This window comes from Streptococcus mitis (assembly GCF_023109235.1).
Taxonomy (GTDB): domain Bacteria; phylum Bacillota; class Bacilli; order Lactobacillales; family Streptococcaceae; genus Streptococcus; species Streptococcus mitis_DA.
On the sequence record NZ_JALDUC010000002.1, the window covers coordinates 251,591 to 268,289 of the forward strand.

Annotated in this window: 14 protein-coding genes, 1 tRNA gene and 1 pseudogene; 3 read left to right on the forward strand and 13 right to left on the reverse strand. The window is 41.8% G+C overall.

All coding sequences use genetic code 11. The features are described from left to right. Positions 1–99: 99 nt before the first annotated feature. Positions 100–798, forward strand: coding sequence for a GntR family transcriptional regulator (locus M1F55_RS02510; protein WP_247947209.1), 699 nt, complete (start codon positions 100–102; stop codon positions 796–798). A gap of 44 nt (positions 799–842) precedes the next feature. Here the strand turns inward: M1F55_RS02510 and M1F55_RS02515 are convergent. The 9 genes and pseudogenes from M1F55_RS02515 to M1F55_RS02555 form a co-directional block, all read right to left on the reverse strand. Then, positions 843–1,506 (reverse strand): annotated as a pseudogene (locus M1F55_RS02515) (EamA family transporter). Between the two features lie 8 nt (positions 1,507–1,514). After that, on the reverse strand, positions 1,515–2,450 hold the full coding sequence (locus M1F55_RS02520; RefSeq protein ID WP_247947210.1) for a serine hydrolase domain-containing protein: 936 nt from the start codon (positions 2,448–2,450) through the stop codon (positions 1,515–1,517). Beyond that, positions 2,447–3,172: a CppA family protein gene (locus tag M1F55_RS02525; protein ID WP_247947211.1), complete on the reverse strand. Its 726-nt coding sequence runs from the start codon at positions 3,170–3,172 to the stop codon at positions 2,447–2,449. Before M1F55_RS02525 ends, M1F55_RS02520 begins: the two co-directional genes overlap by 4 nt. Positions 3,173–3,296: 124 nt before the next feature. Continuing rightward, positions 3,297–4,202: an aquaglyceroporin Gla gene (gla, locus tag M1F55_RS02530; protein ID WP_000348094.1), complete on the reverse strand. Its 906-nt coding sequence runs from the start codon at positions 4,200–4,202 to the stop codon at positions 3,297–3,299. Between the two features lie 159 nt (positions 4,203–4,361). After that, positions 4,362–5,528 (reverse strand): ATP-grasp domain-containing protein, encoded by a 1,167-nt coding sequence (locus M1F55_RS02535; protein WP_247947212.1) that lies wholly within the window; start codon positions 5,526–5,528, stop codon positions 4,362–4,364. A 12-nt stretch (positions 5,529–5,540) separates the two neighbouring features. Then, positions 5,541–6,281 (reverse strand): esterase family protein, encoded by a 741-nt coding sequence (locus M1F55_RS02540; protein ID WP_141230872.1) that lies wholly within the window; start codon positions 6,279–6,281, stop codon positions 5,541–5,543. A gap of 20 nt (positions 6,282–6,301) precedes the next feature. After that, positions 6,302–7,126, reverse strand: coding sequence for an alpha/beta hydrolase (locus tag M1F55_RS02545; RefSeq protein WP_247947213.1), 825 nt, complete (start codon positions 7,124–7,126; stop codon positions 6,302–6,304). A gap of 136 nt (positions 7,127–7,262) precedes the next feature. Continuing rightward, positions 7,263–8,477: a tRNA uracil 4-sulfurtransferase ThiI gene (thiI, locus tag M1F55_RS02550; protein WP_247947214.1), complete on the reverse strand. Its 1,215-nt coding sequence runs from the start codon at positions 8,475–8,477 to the stop codon at positions 7,263–7,265. A gap of 8 nt (positions 8,478–8,485) precedes the next feature. Then, the gene (locus M1F55_RS02555; RefSeq protein WP_247947215.1) at positions 8,486–9,628 is read right to left on the reverse strand and encodes a cysteine desulfurase family protein; all 1,143 of its coding nucleotides are present in this window, start codon (positions 9,626–9,628) and stop codon (positions 8,486–8,488) included. A 138-nt stretch (positions 9,629–9,766) separates the two neighbouring features. Here M1F55_RS02555 and M1F55_RS02560 point away from each other — a divergent pair, with 138 nt between their 5' ends. Then, the gene (locus M1F55_RS02560) at positions 9,767–10,204 is read left to right on the forward strand and encodes a DUF6556 family protein (protein WP_004258372.1); all 438 of its coding nucleotides are present in this window, start codon (positions 9,767–9,769) and stop codon (positions 10,202–10,204) included. A gap of 44 nt (positions 10,205–10,248) precedes the next feature. Here the strand turns inward: M1F55_RS02560 and M1F55_RS02565 are convergent, their stop codons facing one another. From M1F55_RS02565 to M1F55_RS02580, 4 genes are all read right to left on the reverse strand, one after another. Then, complete coding sequence (locus M1F55_RS02565) at positions 10,249–12,552, reverse strand: DNA translocase FtsK (RefSeq protein WP_080713135.1); 2,304 nt, start codon at positions 12,550–12,552, stop codon at positions 10,249–10,251. Between the two features lie 194 nt (positions 12,553–12,746). Further along, positions 12,747–14,699, reverse strand: coding sequence for a fructose-specific PTS transporter subunit EIIC (locus M1F55_RS02570; protein WP_247947216.1), 1,953 nt, complete (start codon positions 14,697–14,699; stop codon positions 12,747–12,749). Next, positions 14,696–15,607 (reverse strand): 1-phosphofructokinase, encoded by a 912-nt coding sequence (pfkB, locus tag M1F55_RS02575; protein WP_000640798.1) that lies wholly within the window; start codon positions 15,605–15,607, stop codon positions 14,696–14,698. The genes M1F55_RS02570 and pfkB overlap by 4 nt, the downstream gene beginning before the upstream one ends. Beyond that, on the reverse strand, positions 15,604–16,344 hold the full coding sequence (locus M1F55_RS02580) for a DeoR/GlpR family DNA-binding transcription regulator (RefSeq protein ID WP_000920651.1): 741 nt from the start codon (positions 16,342–16,344) through the stop codon (positions 15,604–15,606). The genes pfkB and M1F55_RS02580 overlap by 4 nt, the downstream gene beginning before the upstream one ends. Before the next feature lie 161 nt (positions 16,345–16,505). Here M1F55_RS02580 and M1F55_RS02585 point away from each other — a divergent pair. Next, positions 16,506–16,593 (forward strand) — tRNA-Ser (locus M1F55_RS02585). Positions 16,594–16,699 lie beyond the last annotated feature (106 nt).

A 16,699-nucleotide genomic window follows, 5' to 3' on the forward strand; every position in this document is an offset into this window, starting at 1 on the left:
ATCACAAATAAGGGCGAATTACCAACTAAACAAGGCGAAGATTGACTTTTTCTAGTTTATTGGGGTACAATAGAGAAAAGATAGAAATGAAGTGAAAATATGCTACCAGCTTATATGAAAATCCATGATCAGATAAAAAAGGATATTGACGAGCACCGTTGGGCTATTGGGGAGAGACTCCCTAGTGAACGAGATTTAGCAGAGCAGTTCGAGGTCAGTCGTATGACCCTCCGCCAAGCAATTTCCCTCTTGGTCGAAGAAGGCGTTCTGGAGCGCAGAGTTGGAAGTGGCACCTTTGTTTCCAGTACTCGGGTACAAGAAAAGATGCGAGGGACAACCAGTTTTACTGAAATTGTTAAGTCCCAAGGTAAAGTCCCCTCTAGCCAACTCATTTCCTACAGAAAAACCATTCCCAATGAGCAGGAAGTTGCAAAGCTAGGAATTTCTCCAACGGAGAATATTATCCGAATGGAGCGGGTTCGCTATGCCGACAAAGTTCCTCTGGTTTATGAGGTTGCTTCTATTCCTGAAAAATTCATTAAGGACTTTAAAAAAGAAGAAATCACCAGTCATTTCTTCCAAACCCTGCAAAAACACGGCTACCGTATTGGCAAATCACAGCAGACCATCTATGCTCGTCTTGCTAAGGAAAAAATTGCCCACTATTTGGAAGTTGAAAAAGGCCATGCTATTCTTGGTTTGACCCAGGTTTCCTACCTAGAAGATGGTACTGCATTTGAATACGTAAAAAGTCAGTATGTAGGCGAACGCTTTGAATTTTATCTTGAAAATAATTAGATTACCACGCAAAAACTCTCTGTCACGGACGACAAAGAGTCTTTTTATTTTTCTAAGACTAAATCTTTCAACGAAATCAGAGTTACAGCAAACAATATCATTGCCATACCAAGAAAATCAATAGGATAAAATTGTTCATTCATAATTAGGAAGGCAAAGAAAACCGCCGAAATTGGCTCAATAGAAGCCAACAAGCTTGACTTGACCGGTCCAATCAGACTGGCTCCTTTTAAGAAGGCTGTATAGGCAAAGACAGTCCCAATAAGGATAATGCCTGCAAATGCAAGGAGAAAATCAAGACTAGTTGGGATAGCAGTCTGTAGAACCCCTGTAAAAGGAAGGGCGACCAAACCTGCTATGACCATTCCCACACCAATGACCAAACTACTCCCCCACTTCTTACGCGGTTCCTGCATTGGTCTCCTGAATAGCAGTTAGATAGGCAAATTGATTGAGGAAGAGACCAATTAGAGCAAAAATGAGAAGAGACAGCAAACTTTTTCTATCCTTTAAAAAGACTAGCATTTTATCCTTTGCAGTAGCATAAGCCAAGAACATGAGAATCCCACCAGCGACTAAAAGACGCAAATTGGTCAAGACCAAAGCCGAAATTCCGTGTGCCATCAAGTATTGGCCACTCGTTCCTGACAAGCCCCAAGCAATCCCAGCCACAACTGTTAATAGAATCCCTTTTAAAATGTTTGACATGTCTCTCCTTACTCTTCTTTGCGAATCAAGTCCATCACTTGATTGCGGTCTACAATCCATTGAGCCCTCTCATCCTTTTCATAGGTACGATTCGATAGGAAAATAGCCGCTTCTTGCTTCTGACGATTCAACATGATAAAGGTACCTGTATAGCCCGTATGGTCTAGCCAATCTCCTTCCAAATTCCATGCTAAAGAACGTTCCTTGTCATCCAAAGGAGAAAAATTTTGACTCAAATCTCTTGAAAAATCGTCCTTTAAATAGTGTTCTAAAAAGATTTGTAAATCCTTCACAGTCGAAAACAAACCAGCACTACCAGCATGTCTGCCCAAGAGACGAGCCTTGGGATCATGCACGATACCTGCCTCTACACCTCTGACTGTTGGAACAGCAAGCTCAACAGGGCCAAACTTGGTTTCCTCCATTCCCCAAAGATTCCAGACTTGTTCTTGTAAAATCACATCCAAGTCTTGATTAAAGGTTCTTTCCAAAATAAAACCTAACAGCAAAAAATGGACATCCGAATAAAGAAAGGCTGGCTGACTTCGTCTCTTAAGATGAAACATCGCTTCCTTTAATTCAGGTGCTGTTAAAAGATCACGATTGGGAATAAAAGGATCAAGATCTGTTGCGTGAGTCAAGAGCTGGCGAATAGTGATGTCTGGATAATCACTCTCAGCTAAAAAATCTGTTACCGGTCTGTCAATATCTAATTGACCTTTTTCCCACAAGAAGGTAAAAACGGTACCAACCCCAACAACCTTGCTGACACTAGCTAGATCATAAACTAGTCCTGCCTCAGTCTGCAAGCCATGTTCTGGGTCACTCTGGCCTAAATAGAACTCCGTCCATTGATGGTCCTTAAAATACGCAAAAGAGGCTCCAGGATAAATCCCTGCCTCGATTTGTTCTTCTATTTTTTTAATAATCTTGGTCCACTTCATACTTTTTCAAACCACAATTCAACATTATTTCTATCTTTACCAAGGAAGAATTTTTCAGACTTAGGAATAAAATATTCTGTAGACTCAAACTTCTTACGAAGACTTGCTATATCTAGTTCATTTACCAAGAACTTGAGCATAGATAAGTCCCAAGTAACCGTATTGTCTACAGTCAAATCCTGCCCCTGAGCTGGGATAAAATCAAGTGATTCCCTAACTTCAGATAGTTCCAAGTAACTATCGACATCAATTGGGAGATGTAATTCCATAGAAATCTCAAATTTACTTAAAGAAATTGATGCCAAATCTGTTTGAAATTCAGGTTTTTCTTCTACTTCTACTAGACTCGCTCTGTCATCTTCTGCATGAATCAAAATCAAATCATTTTCTGGTGAAAAAATTTCAAAAGCGTAGCCATTTTGACCTTTATATAATTGATGAATCGAATCCGTTTTAGATAAGAGTCCTTCAATTTCCAAGGGATTTTCCACCTTGATAATCAATCTAGCTAGCTTCTTTCTTCCCTCTACCTTACGGGTACGCATGCTGGGAGCTTCTTCTAAAACTAGCCTTTCAAGACCTGTTTGATCCCCTAGTGATAGAAAGGCTGACTCCTCTAACAAGGCCTTCATGCCAAGGGTTTCAATATAAAATGTTTCATTTAATTTTCTATTATTAACTTTTAAAGTAGGAATAATCCGTACAATTTGATTTACATTCATAAATTCCTCCATCACTTTTTATTTTATAGGATTTTAGAATTTTTTACAAGATATTATGCTCAAATTTACCGATTTTTCGTAAAATTGCATCTAAAAAACCGAGGATTTCCCCGGTTTCAATTTCTTATAGGTAAAGGAATTTGAAGATAGCTACTGCCGCAATTGCTGCTGCAATCGGTGCTACTACTGGTACCCAAGAATACCACCATTTTGAATCACCTTTGTGCTCACCAAGAACTGATTTTGGAAGGAAAGCATGAAGGAGACGTGGTCCCAAGTCACGGGCTGGGTTCAAGGCAGGCCCTGTAGGTCCACCAAGTGATGTTACCAAGGCCATAACAAGGAATCCAAGTGCCAAGTGAGCAATTCCAAGACCAGAAGTCATAAATGGCGCTACTTGTTCTTTAGCTTGGTCAAGTGCTGCTGTTACTTGTTCTTGAGGAATTGTTTGACCTTGAGTAGTTGCTTGTGCAACTTGAGCATTGATAGCAGCTTGTGCTTTTGATACTAGTTCAGCACCAAAGAAGTTTTTAGTCATACCAAGGGCTGCAAAGAAAAGAACAAATGAACCAACAAACTCATTTACAAAACCATTAACAGTTGCTGCAAAATGTGATTCTTTTGTACCATTATCCAAACTTGAAATTGTTGAGAAAGTACCCAAGATGTTGTTTGGATTTTCAGTTTTCAAGTAGTATGGGCGGTGTGTTGCCACAACCAAGGCTTGACCAAAGATAGCACCCAAAACTTGTGCGATGATATAAGGTGCAACTTGTGCCCAAGGGAAGAGACCGCTGATCGCAAGTCCAAGAGTGAAGGCTGGGTTAATGTGGTTACCAGATACGTTACCAAACATCAAGGCTGGAATCATAACCCCCATACCATAACCAACAGCGATAACGATCCAGCCACTTTGGTGACCTTTCGTACCTTTAAGTTCAACGTTGGCAACTGCACCATTTCCAAGAATGATCAAAATAGCAGTGGCCAAAAATTCAGTGGCATATTTAATTGCCCATGTGAAATCCATTTGATAGATTCTCCTTAAAATTTTTTAGACAATCTTTATTCTATCAATTTTTATATCTTTTAGCAACAGGTTTTCTAAAAGAATATATGGGAAAGCGGTTTTATTTCTCTTATTGAAACAAAAGGATTAAGGAGGTGCATTTCCTTAATCCGAGAGTTCTTATTCTTGACGTTGTCCGAAATCAGCAATCATCTGCTCCATTTCTTGTCGACTCGGAGTTGTCAGCATATAAAGGTAATCTCCTTGAAGTTCCGCAAAGGCTGCTGGCATGATTTTTTTAACCTTGAACTGATGGCTGTATTTGGCAAGCAAGTCCTCCTCAGAATAGACATAGTGAGCATTTGCGCGACGTGATGTAGCTAAACAAAACTGAGGTTCAAAGTCTGACGCTGGGAACTCTTCTCCTGCGACAATAGCTGCATATCCACGATAGAGGTCCAAGGAATGGGCAAAGTTATAAACATCAATGGTAAAACCACCTGCAGGACGGTTATTGTACTCAATGGCAATGTAGTCGTCCCCTTCACGGAAGAACTCAATATGGAAGAACCGTTCTTTCATACCAAATTCCTTGACAATGGCCTCACCATATTTACGTAATTTGGGATCCATATCCTTAAGAACATAGTAGGAATTGTCCATCTTGTAAATCATGAGATCAAGCGGTGTATAGGCGTAGTCAAAGGTCGTTGAGAAGACAATCTTTCCATCCTTATCCACTAAACCATCAAAGGTGCAAATTTCGCTGGAAGTGACAAATTTTTCAAAGAAATAAACGGTCGAATGGTCCCATTCTTGCTTGAAGTGATTGATATCGTCTTCTGTTTCAAGCTTAAAGGTGGCGGCTGCTCCCACTCCATTGTCAGGTTTTGCAATCATTGGAAGGCCGATTTCATTCACAGCTTGATCCACATCTGCTTCCGTCTTGATAACAGCTCCAGGTACCACGGGGACACCTGCTTTTTTGAACAATTTCTTCATTTCAGACTTAAATTTAGTCTTTTTGAGGTCTTCTGGTTTGGCACCAAAGACATTAAATTGTTCTCTGAGTGTTGCATCCAGCTCAAGCCAGTATTCATTATGGGACTCGATGCGATCGATAGGACCATGCTTGTAGAAAAGAAATGCAACTGCACGCTTGACTTCGTCTACATTTTCAAGATTATCAACACGGAAATACTCAGTCAGGCTAATGCGTAAGGGCTCATCCAATTGCTCGTAAGGTTCTTGGCCAATTCCCAAGACTGTGATGCCTTTATTAGCTAGTTCAATAGTAAACTGTTGAAAGTTTTGCGGATAGTAGGGAGAAATAACAAGGTAATTCATAGGTAACTCCTTTTATAAATAGAGATTGCCAAGGAAATAAGGCATTTGTTTGCGCCACCATTCCCAGTCGTGGGCGACATCGTGTCCCCATTCAGCAAACCAGGCTGGAATTTGTTTCTGATCAAAGGCTTCTTTGAGCTTGTAAAAGGATGGTAAACCGTCTTGTTCCCAGGCTCCAAGACCCGTACACAGCACAATCTCTGCCTGACGGTAACGGTCAATAAACCAGCCGTCATTCTGATTCCAGATATAATCTACTGGCGAGTTTTGGTAAATGGCATCGTCATTGTAGTAATCACCGACAAAGAAACGTGCATCGTAAACACCACTAAGAGCAATCACCTTGGTAAAGACATCTGGATGCTGGAGGAAGAAATTGACAGCATGGTAGGCGCCCATTGAGCAACCTGTCGTCATCATACCATCAAACCAACCTGTCTTATGCTTGATAAAAGGAATGGCCTCCTCAATCACATAGCTCTCGTAGGCACGGTGCATCTCTGCTTGGTCGTGCCCATTTTTCCAAGTGGCCAACCAGCTCTCACTATCTACACTGGACAGGGTAAAAAACTGAACACGGCCTTCCTCGATAAAGGAAGCACAGGCATCAATCATGCCAAAATCATAGTATTCATTGTGACTACCACCTGATGAAGCAAAAACCACAACTGGAATCCCAGCGTGTCCATAACGATTAAGGTACATTTCACGATTAAGATTGCCACTCCAATGGCTAAGATGTTCAATATGCATTGGCTTTCTCCTTTTCTAACTTACCATTTCTCTGCAAAAAATCTCAGACAGTCTGGTAAATTCTCCGACCAAGGGATTTCACTATGGATGGCACCAGACTGAACTTTCAAGACAAGATTATCTAAGTGTATCCCACCTGCAATCAAATTATGGTAATACCGAAGAGACGAATCGATATAGGCTTGTTTGATATTACCAGCCATCAGGGTCTTGTCCGTATCATCTGCTTCTTCTGTTCCAACATAGATAAAGATACGCTGGTCAGGCGATAGTTTCTTGCGCTCGATATAGCGATTAAAAGCTTCTTGGTGGAGCCAGTTAGCAGATGAAAAGACACCTAGACAACCAATTTGATTTTGGTATTCCAAACCGATAAACTGGGTAATATTCCCTCCTAATGAGGAACCAATCATGGCTGTATGCTGGCGGTCTGCTTTTGTACGATAAGTTTCATCGATAAAAGGCTTGACCACCTCCATGACAAACTCGGCATACTCCACACCCTTACCGCCAAACTGCTGCCCTGGGATAGGAGATTCTTGGAACTTCCAAGCCGCATACTCATTCATTCGCCCCATACCATCATTGTCAATGGCAACGACAATCATGCGACTGATATCAGGATTACGCTTAATAGCTGGGATAATCTTCCATGAATGGCCAATGAAAGACTCCTTGCTATAAAAAACATTTTGCCCGTCATGAAAGTAAACAACAGGATAAGAACGATCCGTGTCTTTCTCATAATCTTTAGGCAGAAGAACACGTACACGGCGTTCCTTACCTGTATAAGGAACCTTGAGTTTGTGTTCTTTCATTTTTAAATAAAAGTAGGATTGATTCATTGTCAGAAAACTCTCTATATTCAAAATTTTATTTTATTATATCACAATTATAGAAAAAAAGTTAGTTTTGCTTCCATTTTTGGAATTAAAAACTAACTTTTTCATTTATTTTTCTAAATTCTTCTGGATTTTCTGATTAGAGCAAATTATCAATCAAGTCATCCACTTCATCTTTTTCAGCCTGCGGTGTAATCTCAGTAATCATGATTCCAGCCACAGCTCGCTCTACTAATCCTTCAACATCCATACGCGCTTCGTACTGCTCCGCATTCTTAATCTTAGGATTTGTTTTCGGACGATCTGGCGCAAAAATGGTACAACAGTCTTCAAAAGGCTGGATAGAAATTTCAAAGGTGTCAATTTCCTGAGCAATGTCAATAATTTCCAACTTATCCATTGTCACAACTGGACGGATGATGGGAGTGTTGGTAACCGCATTGATAGCCTGCATGCTCTCCAAGGTTTGGCTGGCTACTTGACCTAGGCTTTCCCCATTTATGATAACTAAACCATTTCGTACCTCACGAATACGATCTGTAATCCGCATCATAAAGCGACGAGTTAGAGTCATTAAGTAAGCTTCGGGCGCTTTGGCCTTGATTTCCTCTTGAATCTCTGTAAAAGGAACTTCGATAAACTGGATATTTCCACCAAACTTGGTCAATTTACGGGTCAAATCTTGGGCTTTCTTGAGAGCGCCTGGACTAGTATAAGGTGGGCTGGCAAAGTGAACGGCCTCTATATCTACCCCTCGTTTAAGCGCTAGATAGCCAGCTACAGGGGAATCGATTCCTCCTGACAACATGAGCATGCCTTTACCTGAAGTTCCAACTGGCAAACCACCAGCCCCACGAATGGTTTCATAAGAAAGATAGGCTGCTTCTTCACGTATCTCCACCTGAAGATTGATGTCAGGACTTTTCATTTGAGCTTGCACATTTGGAATAGCTTCAAAAACAGCACCTCCAAGGGTTTGATTGAGTTCACGACTATCCAACTCAAAGTTGTGGTCGCTACGCTTGCTAGAAATTTTAAAGGTCATGCCATCCTTGTAGATGTCCTGCATAATCTCTTGGACAGAAGACTTCAGAACTTCTACAGATTTTTCAACCTTATAAACAGGGGAAAAGTTTTGAATTCCAAAAACTTGTTTAAGCGATTCTGCTACTGCTGTATAATCTGCTCCATTGAGGTAAGCGTGGGCACGATCGCGATCTGCGGTTACCTTAACTTGGGGATAGATAGACAAAACGTCTGAAATATTATTACGAAGTTTATTGATGAAACGCATACGATTTTTGTGTTTAGTTGACAATTCTCCGTAGCGAATCATAATTTCTGAATACTGCATAAATGCTCCTATCTTACTTTTCTAGTTTGATTGTAAATCAATTTTAGCTTTGTCAAAAACTGCTCGATCTGACTCATATCATTTTCAAGGTCTAGGCTTAGACGCACAGCTGACTGGGCCTTATCCTTGTCCACTCCCATGGCAATCAAAGTGCCTGCAGGTTTTCCTGCCTTGGATGAACAAGCAGAGGTCGTTGAGATAAAAATATCATAGTCTTCAAAGGCATGAACAATGACCTCACCACGAACACCCTTGATTCCAAAAGTCAGGATATGAGGGGCAAAGTCTTTCTCATCTGAAAAGACAAAAATATCTGGATAGTCCAGAAGAGCTTGGCGAATCACTGCCTTCATCTGACCAGTCTTGCTAGTAAAGATATCTAGCTTTTCCATAGACAAGCGGAGAGCCTTGGCTGTCGCTGCAATTCCTGCCACATTTTCAGTTGTCGAACGGTAATCACGTTCCTGACCACCACCTGTTAAAAGAGGCGTAATCTTCTTGCCAGACTTGATATAGACAAATCCAACACCTCGAACTCCGTGAAACTTGTGACTAGAGAAAGTCGCAAAATCCACTCGTTCTGTCAGATACTTTTCAGTCGGAATCTTGGCAAGTGCCTGAACCGCATCAACGTGGAAGGAAATAGTTGGCTTGTCTGCCAATAGTTCTGAAATAGCTTGAATAGGTTGAATCGAGCCGATTTCATTGTTCACAGCCATGACGGAAACGAGGGTCGTATCAGGTCTTATCAAATCTGATAACGCTTCAACATCTACAAATCCTTTGTTATCAACTGGAGCAAAATCTACTTCAAATCCTTGACTTTTCAACCAAAGGGCTGACTCTTTGACTGCCGGATGTTCAATGGCTGATACAATGATGTGCTTTCCAAACTGAGCCTTTTCAAAGGCCACACCCTTGATAACCCAGTTATCTCCTTCTGTCCCACCAGAAGTAAAGAAGATTTCCTCACTTTTCTTACCGATTAAATCTGCAATTTGCTGACGAGAAGCATCTAAGATTCGTGTTGCCTGATCTCCCAAACGATGGAGACTAGATGGATTTCCTAAAATTTTTGAAGCGACCTGCATATAGGTTTCAAGTGCTTCAGGATAGGGCTTGGTCGTCGCCGAATTATCAAAGTAAATCATATTTTCTCACGCTTTCTAAAATCACTCCCTCTATTGTATCATGAAACGGAGCCTGCGACAAGAAAGGGCAATTTCTCTTTTTTTAAGATTTTTTTAAAGAAATGCGGTATAATAAATTTTAATTAAAGGAGAGAATATATGTCTAATTATCGTAGAACTTCAAAACCAAAAACAGAACACATCAAAAAAGGCTTTACAGTCTTTCAAAAAATCGTTGCGACTATCGCTAGTATCCTTGGCTTGATTACCGCAAGTATCACGATCATGAACGCCTTGGACAATAATAAAAATACTAAAAAAGAACCTACGACAAGCCAGACGACAACCATTGTCAAAGAAATTCAAAAGGAAGTCCCTAAGGAAAACACCAGTCCCAATAAGGAAACTAACACTACCCAAGAAAAAACACAACAAGAAGAAACGCCAAAATCTAGCGTCAAGGAAGAGAAAAAGGAAGAGCAGAAAACATCAACTCAAGATTCTTCTACTCCTGCTCCTAGTCCAAGTAAACCTGCCGCTGAAAATGAAAAACAGTCCAATAATACACCAACTTCGGAAAATAAAACTAATCAATAATCACTAAAATAGCTTCCCTCCAAACTTGGAAAGAAGCTATTTTTTTATTGTTGTAAAACTTTTCTTGGTTTGGTACCTTCAGCTGGACCAATGACACCTGCCATCTCAAGCTCTTCCATGAGACGTGTCGCACGGTTAAATCCAACTGACAAACGACGCTGAATCATGGATGCGCTGGCTTTCTGGGTCTCAATGACTAGAGCTTTGGCTTCTTCAAAAAGCGGATCACCACCAGATTCACCATCTGAAAATTCACCTTCATTTTCAGAAACCTCACCTGGATCAAAACTCTCATCGTAGTCCGCATCTGCCTGAGCCTTAATGAAGTTTACGATACGTTCGACATCATCATCCGAGATAAAGGAGCCTTGGAGACGAACTGGATGATTTTCATCAATTGGTTTAAAGAGCATATCTCCACGTCCAAGCAGTTTCTCAGCTCCATTTTCATCTAAAATAGTACGGGAGTCTGTTCCTGATGAAACTGCGAAAGCGACACGAGATGGGACATTGGCCTTGATCAGACCAGAAATGACGTCAACGGATGGACGCTGGGTTGCAAGAATCATGTGGATACCTGCAGCACGCGCCTTCTGTCCGAGACGAATGATAGCATCTTCCACTTCCTTGCTGGCTACCATCATAAGGTCAGCCAACTCATCCACAATTACAACAATGAGTGGTAGCGGAACCTGCTTGTACTCAGACTGAGCATTAAACTCTTCTACCTTGGCATTAAAACCTGCAATATTCCGAACTCCCACCTTGGCAAAGAGTTCATAACGATTTTCCATTTCATCCACGACCTTTTGCAAAGCCTTGCTGGCCTTACGTGGATTGGTCACGACTGGAATCAAGAGGTGGGGAATATCATTGTAAACAGACAACTCAACCATCTTGGGATCGACCATCATAAATTTAACTTGGTCAGGTCTCGCCTTCATGAGGATGCTAGCGATAATGCCGTTAACAGCTACTGACTTCCCTGAACCCGTTGAACCTGCAACTAGCAAGTGGGGCATCTTGGAAAGGTCAAAAGCTCTTGCGGTGCCATTAACTGCCTTTCCTAGAGGAATTTCTAAGAGATTTTCTGCTTTCGTTTGAGATTGTTCCCATAGTTCGCGGAAGGATACCGTCGCAATCTCAGAGTTAGGAACCTCAATCCCGACTAAGGATTTACCAGGTATTGGAGCCTCAATCCGGACATCCTTGGCTGCCAAGGCTAGAGCGAGGTCATCTGCTAGATTGGAAATGCGGTTAACCCGTACACCGACTGCTGGCTTGACTTCATACTTGGTCACTGACGGCCCAATTTCAGCCCGTTCAACCGTTACCTTAATACCAAAACTAGCAAAAGTTTCTTCTAGGATTTTGATGTTTTCACGAACGATTTTCTTCTCTTTCGACTGGTCTTTTGGTTTATCTGGGGCAAAGAGTTGTAAGCTTGGAAGTTTGTATTCAAGGGCTTCCTTTGCTGAAAAATCGACCTGAACATCTTCGACATCAGAGCCATCTCCCTGTTCAGTGAATTCAAGTTCAGCTTGAGGCAAGATGATCTCTGGTTCTACCCACTCTTCTTCTGGAACAGGTGGAACGTCAAGCACAACATCTTCTGTAAGAATTTCACCCGTTTCCATATCAACAGGAGGCATATCGAGTAAGGCTTTTTCAGCCTCTTCTTTTTCTAATCTAGCCTCTTCCTCAGCCTTTTGGCGAGCTTTTTCTTCTTGTTTGACAAAACGTTCCTCTTTTCGACGCTCATGCCCTTCCCGCCATTTGGCAAAGCCTTTACTGCAAAATTCAGCAATATCGTAAACAGACCAAGGACTGACTAGGAGGGCACCCACTAAAATCAAGATAGAACCAATAAAGTAAGTACCGATATTTGAGAAGAGAAAGGCTGTTGGCACATAGAGTCCAACACCAATCAAGCCTCCACCAGCAAAACTGGTCGTTCGAAAACCAGTCAGATCCGTCACAACCTGAGCCATAGTCCCTTTTAAAACCGACTTGTCCAAACCATATTTCCAAACTAAGTAGGCCTCAAAAATCAAGAGTAAGCCAGCAAATATGGTGAAAAAACCTGATAAGAGTCCTTCCTGTTTTCGTATCCACTTGAAGAAGAAGAGATAGAGCAGGATGCCAAATATTGCCAGATAAGCTAGGCTACCCACCAGCAAGCGAATGAAATTGTAAAGGGTTATACCTGCAGCCCCTAATTTGAAGGCTGCGAAAATCAATAAAAGCGCGATTCCCAACGAAATCAACATTCGTTGAATCGCTTCTTTTCTTTCGAGTTCTGCTTTAGACGGTCTCCGTCTTGTTTTACTTGTATTCTTGTTTGCCATTCTTCTATTATACCATATTTCACAAGCATTTCGGAAAGAGAAAAAGACTGCACCAAACGGTCCAATCTTTTCATTTTATATCTAATACTCAATGAAAATCAAAGAGCAAACTAGGAAGCTAGCCGCAGGCTGTACTTGAGTACGGCAAGGCGATGCTGACGTGGTTTGAATTTGATTTTTGAAGAGTATAAGTTTTATGCTTGGGGTTTACGTAGATAACCATAGACCACACCACTTACAATTGCTCCTACCAAGACAGAAACGAGGTAAAGGAGAGCATTTGAAGTAAGGGCGATAACGAAGATTCCTCCGTGTGGCGCCATGAGTTTGATACCAGTAAGACCAACGAGGCCACCTGCTACTGCTGAACCAAGGATGAAGCTTGGGATCGCACGAGCTGGGTCAGCGGCACCAAATGGAATTGCTCCCTCAGTGATAAATGACAAGCCCATGATAATGTTTGTCAAACCAGAGTTGCGTTCTTCTTTAGTAAATTTGTCTTTAAAGAGAAGAGTTGCGACAAAGATTGCAAGTGGTGGTACCATTCCTCCAGCCATAACTGCTGCCATAGCCACAGAACCACCTGAAGAAACAGTCGCTGCAAGCGTATCTGTACCAAATACATAAGCCGCTTTGTTAACTGGTCCACCCATGTCAACAGCCATCATTCCACCAAGGACGATACCGAGAAGGACAGCTGAACCACCTCCAAGACCGCCTAGGAAGTCATTCATAGCAGTGTTGATTGCTGCCATCGGGATGTTAACAGCTAGCATGACAAATCCTGTCAAGATTGTCCCAAGAAGTGGCAAGAGAAGGATTGATTTTGCACCTTCAAGTGAACGAGGAACTTTAACGTATTTCTTGATAGCAAGCACCAAAGCACCTGCGATAAATCCACCCACAAGGGCGCCTAGGAAACCAGATGAGACACCGGCAAGAGTTGAAGTTGCTTCACCACCTGCGGCATAAGGGATTTTCCCAAAGGCAAAACCTTCTTTTGCAATAGCACCAGCCACGAAACCTGCTACCAAACCTGGTTTTTCAGCGATAGAGTAGGCAACATAACCTGCAAAGACTGGAAGCATCAAACCAAAGGCTGCACCACCGATTTTCATGAACATAGAAGCTAACTCATGGTAAGAACCAAGATTGCCAAGTTTTTCATTTGGAACACCCAAAGCGCCGTCAATCAAGAAGGCAAGGGCAATCATGATACCACCGCCAATAACAAATGGCAACATTTGAGATACACCACTCATCAAGTGTTTGTAGAAGGCACCACCAAGGCTTTGTTTTTCGTTAGAGGCTGTTGCAGCTTTTGCACCATTAGCGGCACGGTAGACTTCCGCTTCTCCTGAAAGAGCCAAGTTAATCAATTCTTCTGTTTTACGGATCCCGTCAGCCACTGGACGATTGATCAATGGTTTGCCATCGAAACGATCCATCTCAACCGCCTTGTCTGCAGCTATGATAACAGCTTTAGCCTTGCGGATGTCCTCAGCAGTTAGTTGGTTTCCAACACCGCTAGCACCGTTGGTTTCAACCTTGATTCCAACACCCATTTCAGCAGCCACTTTTTGAAGGGCTTCTTGAGCCATGTAAGTGTGAGCAATACCTGTTGTACAAGCTGTAACAGCAACGATAAACTCATCAGAGTCATTAGTAGGTGCTTGAACAGGCTCTTCAGTTTTTTCGGAAGCTTTGTCAAAAAGTTCGATAACTTGGTCAGCTGATGTTACTTGACGAAGTTTGTCAGCAAAACCGTCTTTCATCAAGTATTGAGACAATTCTGCCAAGGCTGCCAAGTGAGTATCATTGGCACCTTCTGGAGCTGCAATCATAAAGAAGAGGTCAGTTGATTGTCCATCCAAGCTCTCGTAGTCAACACCCTTGTTTGACTTGGCAAAGAGAACTGTCGCTTCTTTGACAGCAGCATTTTTGCTGTGAGGCATTGCGATACCATCACCCAAACCTGTAGAAGTGAGAGCTTCACGCGCCAAAATTCCTTCTTTAAAGGTTTCAAAATCTGTCACATAACCGTGGTCTGTCAAACTTTTAATCATCTCGTCGATGACAGCTGTTTTTTCAGTTGCTTGCAAATCCAGCAACATAACATCTTTTCTCAATAGGTCTTGAATTTTCATCGTTTTTCTACCTCAACTTTTTCATATGTTTCTTTAATAAATTCTGCTGTTGCCAAGTCATCCGAGAAGGTAGTTGCCGTTCCACAAGCAACTCCCCATTTGAAGGCTTCTACTGCGTCTTTTGATTTGACAAATTCACCTGTGAATCCGGCAACCATAGAATCACCAGCACCAACTGAATTTTTGACTGTTCCCTTGATAGGTTTTGCGAAGTAAGCTCCCTCAGATGTGACAAGAAGGGCACCGTCGCCAGCCATGGAGATAATGACGTTTTGAGCTCCTTTGGCCAGTAACTGACGAGCATAGTTCTCGATTTCATCTAAACTTTCGAGTTTCACTCCAAAGATAGCTCCAAGCTCGTGATTATTTGGTTTGACCAAAAGTGGCTGATAGTCCAAACTATCAATCAAGGTCTGTCCTTCAAAGTCACAAACGACTTGCGCACCAGTCTTGCGTGTCAAGGCAATCAAATCCTTGTAGATAACATTGCCTAGGTTTTTAGCACTCGAACCCGCAAAGACAACCGTATCTTCTGCTGTCAGACTAGATAAAATAGCTTTCAATTCTTCTAGCTGAGCTGGTTCGACATTTGGACCGGTTCCGTTGATTTCTGTTTCTTGGTCTGCTTTGATTTTAACATTGATACGAGTATCTTCTGCCACTTGGACAAAACATGTCTCGATTTCTTCCTCTGCAAGGGTATCTGTGATAAATTTACCAGTAAAGCCTCCGATAAATCCCGTCGCTGTATTTGGTATATCCAAACGTTTCAAGACACGGCTGACATTGATTCCTTTCCCACCAGCAAACTTATCATCACTGTCCATACGATTGACACTACCGACTTGGACTTGGTCCAAACGAACGATATAGTCAATGGATGGATTGAGTGTGACTGTATAAATCATACTTCTATTACCTCCGTTTTCTCCTTAATAGCCTGCAAGAGCTCATGCCCTTGACTTGTGATAACAATAGCTCGTTTGAGTGGTGCTACCTTGGCAAAGCAAGTTTGTCCAATTTTTGACGAATCCACCAAGACATAGGTCTGTTTGGCATTTTCTAAAATAGCACGCTTAACAGCTCCCTCCTCCATATCAGGAGTCGTATAATAGCCATCGTCCACACCATTCATCCCGATAAAGGCACGGTCAAAGTGCAATTGGTTAATCTGGTTAAGAGCAACGCCCCCGATGCTAGCATCTGTTGCCATCTTGACACTTCCTCCAACCATGACAGTTGGAATCTGCTTTTCAACCAACTGTGCGGCATGGTGAATCGAATTTGTCACAACAGTAATATTCTTATTGACCAATTCATGGATCAAAAAAGCAGTTGTTGTTCCAGCATCGATAAAGATGACATCTTGTTCCTTAATGAGAGAGGCTGCTTTCTGAGCCAGCAACTTCTTTTCTTGAAGGTTTTTGACAGATTTTTCTTGAATGGTTTCTTCTTCCTGCAAGGAATGGGGCAATTCTGCTCCACCATGCACGCGACGAAGCTTGTTTTCCGCTTCCAACTCATCCAAGTCTCTTCGAACCGTTGATTCTGAGGTCTCTAGCAAACTAACTAATTTTTCTAGAGAAACTACATGATGTTGATTTAACTCCTCTAAAATCAGTTGTTTCCGCTCTGTTTTTAACACTGAATCACCTCCTGTTATCGTTTACACTATTCATTCTATCACACTTTCTTTCAAAGTCAAGCATTTTTTGTCATTTTCTTTCAAAATCTATCATTTTTCTTATTTCTAGAATTTTTATTGCAAGATAGGGGCCTTTATGGTAGACTATTTGAGTAAGTATTGGAAGATTACTCAAGAGGCTTAAGAGGCCGTGTTGGAAACGCGGTAGGCGTGTAACAGCGTGCGTGGGTTCGAATCCCATGTCTTCCGTTTATTTTAAAAAAGATACCCAAGAAATCTGTACTGACCCCAAAAAGTTAGACAATTAATTTAAGCAAAGGATTTAGTTCTGTATTGTACAGGGCTAAGTCCTTTT

Coding starts and splice junctions, on each gene's coding strand:
- M1F55_RS02510 (WP_247947209.1), top strand. CDS start 100: ATGCTACCAGCTTATATGAAAATCCATGATCAGATAAAAAAGGATATT.
- M1F55_RS02520 (WP_247947210.1), bottom strand. CDS start 2,450: ATGAAGTGGACCAAGATTATTAAAAAAATAGAAGAACAAATCGAGGCA.
- M1F55_RS02525 (WP_247947211.1), bottom strand. CDS start 3,172: ATGAATGTAAATCAAATTGTACGGATTATTCCTACTTTAAAAGTTAAT.
- gla (WP_000348094.1), bottom strand. CDS start 4,202: ATGGATTTCACATGGGCAATTAAATATGCCACTGAATTTTTGGCCACT.
- M1F55_RS02535 (WP_247947212.1), bottom strand. CDS start 5,528: ATGAATTACCTTGTTATTTCTCCCTACTATCCGCAAAACTTTCAACAG.
- M1F55_RS02540 (WP_141230872.1), bottom strand. CDS start 6,281: ATGCATATTGAACATCTTAGCCATTGGAGTGGCAATCTTAATCGTGAA.
- M1F55_RS02545 (WP_247947213.1), bottom strand. CDS start 7,126: ATGAATCAATCCTACTTTTATTTAAAAATGAAAGAACACAAACTCAAG.
- thiI (WP_247947214.1), bottom strand. CDS start 8,477: ATGCAGTATTCAGAAATTATGATTCGCTACGGAGAATTGTCAACTAAA.
- M1F55_RS02555 (WP_247947215.1), bottom strand. CDS start 9,628: ATGATTTACTTTGATAATTCGGCGACGACCAAGCCCTATCCTGAAGCA.
- M1F55_RS02560 (WP_004258372.1), top strand. CDS start 9,767: ATGTCTAATTATCGTAGAACTTCAAAACCAAAAACAGAACACATCAAA.
- M1F55_RS02565 (WP_080713135.1), bottom strand. CDS start 12,552: ATGGCAAACAAGAATACAAGTAAAACAAGACGGAGACCGTCTAAAGCA.
- M1F55_RS02570 (WP_247947216.1), bottom strand. CDS start 14,699: ATGAAAATTCAAGACCTATTGAGAAAAGATGTTATGTTGCTGGATTTG.
- pfkB (WP_000640798.1), bottom strand. CDS start 15,607: ATGATTTATACAGTCACACTCAATCCATCCATTGACTATATCGTTCGT.